The following is a 10,499-nucleotide window of genomic DNA, read 5'->3' as shown; positions in this document are numbered from 1 at the left end:
CGTGATCAACCTGCTGGACACGCCGGGCCACAAGGACTTCTCCGAGGACACCTACCGCGTGCTGACCGCGGTGGACTCGGCGCTGATGGTGATCGACGCGGCCAACGGCGTGGAGCCGCAGACGCGGCGGCTGATCGAGGTCTGCCGCCAGCGCGACACGCCCATCATCACCTTCGTCAACAAGATGGACCGCGAGGGCAAGGAGCCGCTGGCGCTGCTCGACGAGATCGAGCAGGAGCTGGGCATGCCCTGCGTGCCCATGACCTGGCCGGTGGGGCAGGGCAAGGCCTTCACCGGCATCGTCGACCTGCGCAAGCAGCAGATGCGGCTCTTCAAGGCGGGCTCGGACAAGCGGGTCGAGGACAACGACGAGATCGTGCCCCTGGCCGAGCGCGACACGCTGCGTGCGCGCTTCGGCCACGACTACGAGCAGGCCGAGGGCCACATCGAGCTGCTGACCGAGGCCGCGCCGGCCTTCGACGCGGCCGCCTTCGTCGGCGCGAAGCAGACGCCGGTGTTCTTCGGCTCCGGCGTCAACAACTTCGGCGTGCAGGAGGTGCTGGACGCGCTGGTCGACCTGGCGCCGCCGCCGGCCTCGCGCCACGTCACCCAGGCCGACGGCAGCGATGTCGAGATCCCGCCGGCCTCGGCCGGCTTCTCGGGCGTGGTGTTCAAGGTGCAGGCCAACATGGACCCCTCGCACCGCGACCGCATCGCCTTCGTGCGCGTCAACTCCGGCCGCTACGAGTCGGGCATGAAGCTGCGCGTGCAGCGCACCTCCAAGGAGCTGCGGCCGACCTCGGTGGTCACCTTCCTGTCGCAGCGCCGCGAGGCGGTCGAGGAGGCCTACGCCGGCGACATCATCGGCTTCACCACGCACGGCGGCGTGCAGCTCGGCGACACCATCACCGACGCCGACGCGCCGACGAGCTTCGGCACCTACACCGGCCTGCCGTTCTTCGCGCCGGAGCTCTTCCAGACCGTCGAGCTGGCCAATCCGATGAAGAGCAAGCAGCTGCAGCAGGGCCTGATGCAGCTGGGCGAGGAGGGCGCGATCCAGGTCTTCCGCCCGACGGTGGGCGGCGCGATGCTGCTGGGCGCCGTCGGGCAGCTGCAGTTCGAGGTGGTGCAGCACCGCCTGAAGGCCGAGTACAGCGTCGACGTGCGCCTGACCGGCAGCCGCTTCCACGGCGCGCGCTGGGTCACCTGCGACGACGACGCGGCGATGCGCAAGTTCACCGACGAGGCGGCCAGCAAGCTGGCGCTCGACGCGGCCGACACGCTGGCCTACCTGATGACCTCGCCCTACGACCTGCGGCTCACGCAGGAGCGGCATCCCAGGGTGGTGTTCCACCCGCTGCGCGAGCACGCCGGCCTGGCGCTGCAGCCTTCGGCCTAGGCCCTAGGGCGTGTCGGGGGCCAGGAAGGCGCGCAGCCGATCGAGCTCGGCCTCCAGCTCGCGCTTGAACACGGCTTCTCGCGGCGCGCGCCCGGCCACGTAGCCGAAGCTTGCCTGCGGCCCGCGCGGCGTGTTGGCGACATTGGCCCAGCCGACCACCCGGTCGCGCCACAGCAGCGGCAGCGCGTAGTAGCCGAGCTGGCGCTTCGGCGCCGGCGTGTAGGCCTCGAAGCGGTAGGCCCAGCCCCAGAAGAGCTCGAAACGGCGGCGATCCCAGACCGTGGGGTCGAAGGGCGCCAGCAGGCGCACCTGATCGTCGACCCGCCAGCGGCTCGAGGCCGGCTTCTCGTCCGCGGGCCAGGCCCAGTCGATGCCGTCCACCGTGGCGCGCGCCAGCCGCTGCTTCGCGCGCGCCAGCGCGGACGCGCGGTCGGCGCGCCACTGCGGTGTGCCGCCGAGGCTCAGGCCGCTGAGCAGGAAGCCGATGCGTGCGGTCGGCAGCGGCGCGTAGTGCGCGATGGCGACGTCGAGCAGCGCATCGAGTGCCGCCTGCGGGTCGGCGGCGGCCGGTGTCGCCTCGCGCGGCGCGTACAGCCGCGTGCCGCTCTCGCGCCGCGCCACGCGCAGCAGGCCGCGGTAGTGCATGCCGTCGAGCAGCTCGGTGCTGGCGTTCGACGAGCCGCCGAACCAGTTGAGCGTCTTGCCGTGCGCGAAGGCCGCGTCGACCTCGCGCGGATGCACCACGCCGCGCTCGCGCACGAAGTCCAGCACCGCGTGCGCCTGCTTCCAGCGTGCGGGGGTCCAGGTGCGTCGTGCGGTGCGCGGGTGCATCAGGTGATGCGTCGCGCGCGGCACGAAACCGTAGTTGACGAAGAAGTCCTCCTCGATCGCCAGCCGCGCATAGCGCCGCTCCAGGTCGCCGGCGCGGTAGTCGCGCACCCGGTGGCGCAGCATCAGGTCCTGGGCGCGCGCCGGCGCGCGGATCGGATCGGCCTGCACGAAGCCCAGGCGGTCGATGGCGCGCGGCAGCGTGGTGGGGGCGAACAGGCTGCGTGCGACGGCGTGGCGCCGCAGGTCGTCGAGGGTCGGGGCCGGCATGCCGTCGATGATGCCGCAGCGCGTCGATCAAGCTGGGGAGGCGCGATGTCGCCGCGCTCGCTATAACCGGGGCCGCAGCAGGAGACTCCGATGAGCAACTTCGCCCTGACCACCGATGGCCGCTCCACCGCCGAGGTCGAGCGGCGCCTGCGCCGCTACCTGCCCGGCCTGGACGTGCGGCTCACGCCCTTCGGCGCACGCCAGGCGCTGATCCGCGGGCCGCTGGTGCGCGCGCTCGAGATCGAGTACCCGCACATCGGCGCCGGCCCGCTGCTGCAGGTGCTGGGCGTCGCGGACATCAAGCCGCTGACCGACGAGGAGACGATCGCCGTGCTGCGCCAGCGCGACGAGTGGCTGCTGCCCGAGCGCCCGGTGCTGCGCCCGGCCTCGGCGGCGCCGGGTGTCGACTGGCACCTCGCGATGGTCCGGGCCCCGCAGGCCTGGGCGCGGCTGGGTGGGGCCGGCGCGATCGACTGGGGCGGCGTGCTCGTCGGCCAGATCGACACCGGCTACACGCGCCACCCGGCCTTCGGCTTCGGCGGCACGAGCTGGGTCGACACGGCGCGCGCCGCGAGCTTCTTCCCGTCGCCGCCGCAGGGCGAGGTGTCGATGTTCCCGGCCGAGCTGGGCCCCGGCCAGGACAACCTGCAGGGGCCCAACGCCGGCCACGGCACGCGCATCGGCGCGACGATCTGCGGCCACGCCCCGGGCGCGCCCGGCGGGGCCTTCCACGGTGCGGCGCCGTGCGTGCCGCTGCTGCCGGTGCGCATCACCGATTCGGTGATCATCAACCACGCGCAGCGCGAGTTCGCGCAGGCGCTGGACCACCTGGTCGCGGCCGGCGCCGGCGTCGTCAACGTCAGCCTGGGCATCGCGCTCGCGGTGGTGGTCGGCGAGCTCAAGCGCGCGATCGACCGCGCCTACGAGGCCGGTGTCATCGTCGTCTGCGCGGCCGGCAACTACGTCGATCCGGTGGTCGCGCCGGCGCGGCTGAACCGCGCGCTGGCGATCGCCGGCGTGACGGACGCCGGGCGCCCGTGGACCAACAGCAGCTTCGGCCCCGAGGTGGACTTCAGCGCGCCGGCCGCCGATCTGCGCCGCGCCAACACCTCGGCCGGCGGCGGCTTCGGCTACGGCGGCGGCGGGGACGGCACGTCCTACGCGTCGGCGCTGGTCAGCGGCGCGGCGGCGCTGTGGCTGCGGCAGCACCGCGACGCGCTGGCCGCGGCCTGCCCGCAGCCCTGGCAGCGTGTCGAGGCCTTCGCGACGCTGGCGCGCGCCACGGCCAGGCTGCCGCCGGGCGTTCCCTGGCAGCCCGGCGCCTTCGGCAGCGGCATCCTCGACATCGAGGCGCTGCTGGCGGCACCGCTGCCGGCCGCCGCCGGCCTGCAGCGGCAGCCTCCGGCCTGACCGCGGAGGCGCGCAAAAAAACGCCCGGGGCCATTGGCGTGGCACCGGGCGAGATGACGATGACCGTTCCGGGTGGACCGGCTTTGTCCGAGGGACGGAATCGATCCTAGGCCCGCGGGCCGTGCCGCGGTGCGGGAAGCGCTCCCTACTTGGGTGTCACCGGGGCGACGCGTCCAGCGCCCGCAGCTGCCGGTCGTGCCAGCGCGCCAGCAGCCCTTGCGCGGCCATCGCGCCGAGCCAGGCGCAGAACATGTCCTTCTGCGTGTCGAAGGGGTCACCCTGGGTGCCGAGGAAGTCGTCGGCACCCGCGCCGAGCGCGGCCGCGGCGCCCCATTCGATCAGCTCGTACAGCGCGCTGATCGCCAGCGCGACCGCGGTGACCAGCGTGAACAGCCAGCCGCCCCGCTGCAGCGGCGTCAGCCGCAGCAGGATCTCGCGCGCGATCATCGCCGGCACGAAACCCTGCATCAGGTGGCCGATGCGGTCGTAGTGGTTGCGCTCGAAGCCGAACATGTCCTGCATCCAGAAGCCCAGCGGCACGCGCGCGTAGGTGTAGTGGCCGCCCAGCGCCAGCACCGCGCAGTGCAGCGCGATCAGCACGTAGACCAGCATCGTCAGCGGGAAGCGCCGGCGCGTCGCCAGCAGCAGCGGCAGCGCGATCAGCACCGGCGCCACTTCCATGAGCCAGGTGCCGGTCTCGTGGGGCCGGATGCCCGACACCGCCACCAGCGCCAGCACGGCGGCGGCGTAGATCCACAGGCCCCGGGCCGACAGCGTCGCGGTCGTCATGCACCGATGCTGCCAGACCCCACGACTTCGACGCGCGGGTTCATGCTCAGCATGCGGCCGGGACCGAACAGCGTCGCGAAGGCCACGTCCTTGGCGTCGCGGCCGCTGGCGATGCGGATCAGCTCGTCGGCCGGCGTGAGCCGCGTCGGGTCGAACAGCACCCAGCGACGGCCCAGCCAGGCCTCGAACATCGCGTGGAAGTCGGGCGGCGGTTCCTCGAAGCGCGCATAGCCGACCGCCAGCCGTGCCGGGATGTTGAGCGCGCGGCAGAAGGTCACGCCCAGGTGCGCGAAGTCGCGGCACACGCCGGCGCGCTGCACGAAGACCTCGCGCGCCGTCGTGGTGGGGCCGGTCGAGCCGATGGCGTACTCCACGTTGTCGTGGATCCAGTCGGCGATCGCCTGGACCCGGCCGTGGCCGGGCGGCAGCTCGCCGAACAGCTTGTACGCCGCGCGGCCCAGCAGGTCGGACTCGCAGTAGCGCGTGGGCGCCAGGTTGTGCAGCACATGGTCGGGCAGCTCGTGGATCGGATGCTCCGGGGCATGGAGGTCGCGCGCCGGCAGTCGCTTCCTGACCAGCGCGCGGTACAGCAGCCGCAGCGAGCCCGACTCGACATGCACGCGCGTGAAGCGATGGCCCTGGGTCGGGTCGGCGAAGACGTGGAAGGGCGTGCGGGTGTGGAAGTCGATCGACTCGCCGGCGACGCGCTGCTCGCCCTTGTCGAGCGCGTGCAGCAGGAACACGAAGTCGGTCGGGCCGGTGACCTCGTAGACGAGTTCGCAGTCGACGCGGAACGCGCACTCGTGCGGCAGGTCCCGCGCGACGCTGGCGGGCGAGGCGGGGGCGGTGACAGCGGTGAACTGGGCAGTCATCGGACGATTGGGCCCGGGGCGCGGCCTGCGCGCCATCGGAACCGCGGCCGATGCGACGTAGGACGACGCCGCGTTCAGGCGGGACGCGCGCCGCCGGCTTCCAGCTCGCGCAGCACGGCGCCCACCGTGGCGAAGGAGCCGAACACCAGCACGCGATCGTCGGCGCCGGCGGCGGCCAGCGCCTGGTGCCAGGCGTCGAGCGGCGTCGCGCACAGGCGCACGCCGACGGGGACCCGGGCCGCATCGAGCGCGGCGGCCATCTCGGCGGCGGTGCTGCCGCGCTTCTCGGCGAGGCCGGCGACGAACCAGGCGTCGACGCGGCCCTCGAGCGCGCGCGCCGTGCCGGGGATGTCCTTGTCGCGCAGCATCGCGAAGACGGCCAGCGTGCGTCCGCGCGGCGGGCCATCGGCCAGCGTGGCGGCCAGGCGCTCGGCGGCGTGCGGGTTGTGGGCGACGTCGAGCACGACTTCCGGACCGTCGGCCGCCGGCCGCCAGCGCTGGAAGCGCGCCGCCAGGCGCACCTGCTGCAGGCCGAGCCGGCACTCGGCTTCGCTCACCGGCAGGCGCGCGGACAGCGCGTCCAGCGCCATCAGGCAGGCCGCGGCGTTGTCGATCTGCACCGCGCCGGCCAGCGCCGGGCGCGGCAGGTCGCGCCATTCGCGACCGGGCCGCGTCAGGGTCCAGTGCGCGGCGTGGCGCGCGATGCGGTAGTCGCGGCCGCTCTGCAGCAGGCGCGCGCCGACGCGCAGCGCCTCCTGCGCGATCGTGACCGGCGGGTCCGGGTCGGCACAGACGGCGGGCCGCTGGGCGCGGAAGACCCCGGCCTTCTCGCGCCCGATCAGCTCTCGCGTCGGGCCCAGGTAGTCGACGTGATCGATGCCGATGCTGGTGACGATGCTGCAGTCGGCGTCGAAGGCATTGACCGCGTCGAGCCGCCCGCCCAGCCCCACCTCGAGCACCGCGACGTCGAGATCGGCCTCGGTGAACACGCACATCGCCGCCAGCGTGCCGAACTCGAAGGGCGTCAGCGGGATGTCGCCGCGCGCACCGTCGACCTGGGCGAAGCCCGCGCTCAGCAACGCGTCGCTGGCCGGCGCGCCGGCGATGCGCACGCGCTCGTTGTAGCGCACCAGGTGGGGCGAGGTGTAGACGCCGACGCGGTAGCCGGCTTCGGCCAGCATCGCCTCGAGCATCGCGCAGGTCGAACCCTTGCCGTTGGTGCCGGCCACGGTGATGACCGGGAAGGCCGGCTTCAGGGCGAGCGCGTCGCGCACCGCGACCACCCGGTCCAGCCCCATGTCGATGGTCTGCGCGTGCAGGCCGTCGGCGAAGGCCAGCCAGCCGGCCAGGTCGACGCTGCGCACCGGGCGGCGCGCGCGCGGCGTCGCCGCCGCGCCGCTGCCGGCCGCAGGCACCAGCGTCAGCGGCGTGCGCGCCGCGGCCAGCAGGCTCTTCACCGTGGCGCTCATGGCAGGCGTTCCAGCGCGGTGGCTCAGAACAGGCCGACCACCTTGCCGTCGTCGTCGAGGTCGATCTTCTCGGCCGACGGAACCTTGGGCAGGCCCGGCATGGTCATGATGTCGCCGCAGACCATCACGATGAACTCGGCGCCGGCCGCGAGCCGCACCTCGCGGATGTCCAGCGTGTGGCCGCTGGGCGCGCCCTTGGCGTTGGCGTCGGTCGAGAACGAGTACTGCGTCTTGGCCACGCACACCGGGTAGTGGCCGTAGCCGGCCTCCTGCAGCTTCTTGATCTCGCCGGCGACCTTGCTGCTGGCGGTGACGCGTGCGGCGCCGTAGATCTTGGTCGCGATCGCGGTGATCTTGTCCATCAGCGGCAGCGACTCGTCGTAGACGAACTGGAAGCCCTTGGTCTTCTGGCCGCGGCCCTCGACGATGTCCACCACCGCGCGGGCCACGTCCTCGGCGCCCTTGCCGCCTTCGGCCCAGTGGCGGGCCACGATGACGGGCACCTCGTGCTTCGCCATCTTGTCCTGCAGCAGCTTCAGCTCGGCCGGCGTGTCGAAGGTGAAGTTGTTGATCGAGACCACGCAGGGCAGGCCGTAGTGCTCGCGGATGTTCTGCACGTGGCGCTCGATGTTGGCGATGCCCTTCTCCAGCGCGTCGAGGTTCTCGGTGTTGAGCGACTTCACGTCGACGCCGCCGTGGAACTTGAGCGCGCGGATGGTCGCCACCAGCACCACCGCGTCGGGGCGCAGGCCCGACTTGCGGCACTTGATGTCGATGAACTTCTCGGCGCCCAGGTCAGCGCCGAAGCCGGCCTCGGTGACGACGTAGTCGGCGAGCTTGAGACTGGTCTGCGTCGCGATCACCGAGTTGCAGCCGTGGGCGATGTTGGCGAACGGGCCGCCGTGCAGGATCGCTGGATTGTTCTCAAGGGTTTGCACGAGGTTGGGCTTGAGCGCGTCCTTCAGCAGCACCGTCATCGCGCCGTGCGCCTTGAGGTCGCGCGCCGTCACCGGCTTCTGGTCCTTGGTGTAGCCGACGACGATGTTGCCCAGGCGCTCCTTCAGGTCCTTGATCGAGGTCGCCAGGCAGAAGATCGCCATCACCTCGGAGGCCACGACGATGTCGAAGCCGTCTTCGCGCGGGTAGCCGTTGCCGGGGCCGCCGAGCGAGCAGGTGATGTCGCGCAGCGCGCGGTCGTTCATGTCGAGCACGCGCTTCCAAGCGATGCGCCGCACGTCGATGTTCAGCTCGTTGCCGTGGTGGATGTGGTTGTCCAGCATCGCGGCCAGCAGGTTGTTGGCCAGCTGGATGGCGTTGAAGTCGCCGGTGAAGTGGAGGTTGATGTCCTCCATCGGCACCACCTGGGCGTGGCCGCCGCCGGCCGCGCCGCCCTTCATGCCGAACACCGGGCCCAGCGAGGGCTCGCGCAGGCACACCAGGGTCTTCTTGCCGATGCGGTTGAGCGCGTCGCCCAGGCCCACCGTGGTGGTCGTCTTGCCTTCGCCGGCCGGCGTCGGGCTGATCGCGGTGACGAGGATCAGCTTGCCGTTGGGCTTGTCCTTCAGCGAGTCGATGTAGTCGAGCGAGATCTTGGCCTTGGTGTGGCCGTAGGGCTCCAGGTGCTCGTCGCCGATGCCGAGCTTGTCGGCCGCGACCTGGGTGATGCGCTGCAGGGTGGCGGCTTGGGCGATTTCGATGTCGGAGGCCATGGCTTGTCTCTGCTGTGTGTAGTGGGTGAAGGGCCCGGCTTCAGCGGATCAGGATCGCGCGGAAGTCGTTGACGTTGGTCATCGTCGGGCCGGTGACGACCAGGTCGCCCAGCGCCGAGAAGTAGGAATAGCCGTCGTTGTTGGCCAGGAAGGCCGGCGCATGCAGGCCCTGGACGCGGGCGCGGGCCAGCGTGTCGGGGCCGAGCAGCGCGCCGGCGTTGTCCTCGGTGCCGTCGATGCCGTCGGTGTCGCAGGCGATCGCGTGGATGCGCGGCTCGCCGTCCAGTGCCACGGCCAGCGCCAGCAGGAACTCGGCGTTGCGCCCGCCGCGGCCCTGGCCGCGCACGGTGACCGTGCCTTCGCCGCCCGACAGCAGCACGCAGGGCGCGGCCGCCGGCTGGCCGTGGCGCAGCACCTGGCGGGCGATGCCGGCATGGACCATCGCCATCTCGCGTGCCTCGCCTTCCAGCGCGTTGCCCAGGATCAGCGGCGTCACGCCGGCGGCGCGCGCCACGTCGGCGGCCGCTTCCAGCGACATCTGGGGCGTGGCGATCATCACCTGGCGGGCCCGAGCGAGCCGCGGATCGCCGGGTTTCGGGGTCTCGTCGTGGCTGCGGCGGATGTAATCGATCGCGGCTTTCGGCTCTGTGATTGCATATTTGGCCAGGATGGCCAGCGCGTCGGCGCAGGTCGTCGCGTCGGCCACCGTGGGACCCGAGGCGATGACGGAGGGGTCGTCGCCGGGCACGTCGGAGATGGTGAGCGTCAGCACCTGGGCCGGCGCGCAGGCCGCGGCCAGGCGGCCGCCCTTGATGGCCGACAGGTGCTTGCGCACGCAGTTCATCTCGGTGATGTTGGCGCCGCTCTTGAGCAGCGCGCGGTTGACCTGCTGCTTGTCCTCGAGCGTCAGGCCCTCGGCCGGCAGCGCCAGCAGCGAGGAGCCGCCGCCGGAGATCAGGCAGATCACGAGGTCGTCCTCGTGCAGGCCCTGCACCATCTTGAGCATGCGCGCGGCCGCAGCGCGGCCGGCGGCGTCGGGCACCGGGTGCGCGGCCTCGACGACCTCGATGCGCGCCGTCGGCACGCGGTGGCCGTAGCGGGTGACGACCATGCCCTCCAGGTCCTCGGGCCACAGGGCCTCGAGCGCCTGCGCCATCGAGGCCGCAGCCTTGCCGGCGCCGATGACCAGGGTGCGGCCGCGCGGCGGCGGGGGCAGGTGCGGGGCCATGCACAGCGCCGGCGCGGCCGCGGCGACGGCGGCGTCGAACATCTGGCGGAGCAGGGAGAAACCGTTCGCGGAGGACATCGGGGGTGGCCGAGAGGGTCGTCGGGATGCCGGGCAGGCCGGCGCGGTCAGGCGATGTTAGGCGCGGCCGCCGTGGCGCTTATTGGTCTTTCTGTGGGACCGGCCTAAAAAGACTAATGAGTCATTTCCGGCCCTCGCTCCTAGACTGATTTCACGGTTCGCGGCGCTGCAAGCACGGCATCGCGAAGCTTCCGAATCAACCGCTGGAGACCACCGTGTTCGACCTTGACCTGCGACTCGCCGACGCCGACCCCGAGCTGGCCCGCGCCATGGCCCAGGAGCTGCACCGCCAGGAGGATCACGTCGAGCTGATCGCGTCCGAGAACTACGTCAGCCCGAACGTGATGCGCATCCAGGGCTCGGTGCTGACCAACAAGTACGCCGAGGGTTACCCGGGCAAGCGCTACTACGGCGGCTGCGAGCACGTCGACGTCGCCGAGCAGCTGG

8 protein-coding genes and 1 pseudogene are annotated in these 10,499 nt (G+C 72.2%); 3 read left to right on the top strand and 6 right to left on the bottom strand.

Annotation, left to right across the window (positions count from 1 at the left end; all coding sequences use genetic code 11):
* Positions 1-1,399 (top strand): peptide chain release factor 3 (locus QZV97_RS19360; protein ID WP_295646625.1); only part of this gene is annotated, 1,399 nt, incomplete at its 5' end.
* A 3-nt stretch (positions 1,400-1,402) separates the two neighbouring features.
* On the opposite strand, the gene QZV97_RS19355 is transcribed toward QZV97_RS19360, so the two are convergent.
* Positions 1,403-2,497, bottom strand: a complete 1,095-nt coding sequence (locus QZV97_RS19355) for a crosslink repair DNA glycosylase YcaQ family protein (RefSeq protein WP_295646622.1) — start codon at positions 2,495-2,497, stop codon at positions 1,403-1,405.
* Positions 2,498-2,587: 90 nt separating this feature from the next.
* Here QZV97_RS19355 and QZV97_RS19350 point away from each other — a divergent pair, with 90 nt between their 5' ends.
* On the top strand, positions 2,588-3,907 hold the full coding sequence (locus tag QZV97_RS19350; protein WP_295646619.1) for a S8/S53 family peptidase: 1,320 nt from the start codon (positions 2,588-2,590) through the stop codon (positions 3,905-3,907).
* A gap of 156 nt (positions 3,908-4,063) precedes the next feature.
* On the opposite strand, the gene QZV97_RS19345 is transcribed toward QZV97_RS19350, so the two are convergent.
* The 5 genes from QZV97_RS19345 to QZV97_RS19325 form a co-directional block, all read right to left on the bottom strand.
* Complete coding sequence (locus QZV97_RS19345) at positions 4,064-4,696, bottom strand: DUF2238 domain-containing protein (protein WP_295646616.1); 633 nt, start codon at positions 4,694-4,696, stop codon at positions 4,064-4,066.
* Entirely contained in the window at positions 4,693-5,568 is an 876-nt protein-coding gene (locus QZV97_RS19340) for a transglutaminase family protein (protein WP_295646613.1), read from the bottom strand. The genes QZV97_RS19345 and QZV97_RS19340 overlap by 4 nt, the downstream gene beginning before the upstream one ends.
* Before the next feature lie 74 nt (positions 5,569-5,642).
* Positions 5,643-7,037 carry a bifunctional tetrahydrofolate synthase/dihydrofolate synthase gene (folC, locus tag QZV97_RS19335; RefSeq protein ID WP_295646611.1) on the bottom strand — a complete coding sequence of 465 codons (1,395 nt, stop codon included), beginning with the start codon at positions 7,035-7,037 and terminating at the stop codon, positions 5,643-5,645.
* Between the two features lie 23 nt (positions 7,038-7,060).
* Positions 7,061-8,746, bottom strand: a complete 1,686-nt coding sequence (locus QZV97_RS19330) for a formate--tetrahydrofolate ligase (protein WP_295646608.1) — start codon at positions 8,744-8,746, stop codon at positions 7,061-7,063.
* Positions 8,747-8,786: 40 nt separating this feature from the next.
* A complete protein-coding gene (locus tag QZV97_RS19325) occupies positions 8,787-10,052 on the bottom strand; it encodes a glycerate kinase (RefSeq protein ID WP_295646604.1) in 1,266 nt (421 codons plus the stop codon).
* Positions 10,053-10,267: 215 nt separating this feature from the next.
* Here QZV97_RS19325 and glyA point away from each other — a divergent pair.
* Positions 10,268-10,499, top strand: a pseudogene (glyA, locus tag QZV97_RS19320) (serine hydroxymethyltransferase); the annotation flags it as partial.

It is taken from the genome of uncultured Methylibium sp. (assembly GCF_902826655.1).
Classification (GTDB): domain Bacteria; phylum Pseudomonadota; class Gammaproteobacteria; order Burkholderiales; family Burkholderiaceae_C; genus Methylibium.
Note: the sequence above shows the minus strand (reverse complement) of the source record. Positions and strands in the feature narration are given on the sequence as shown.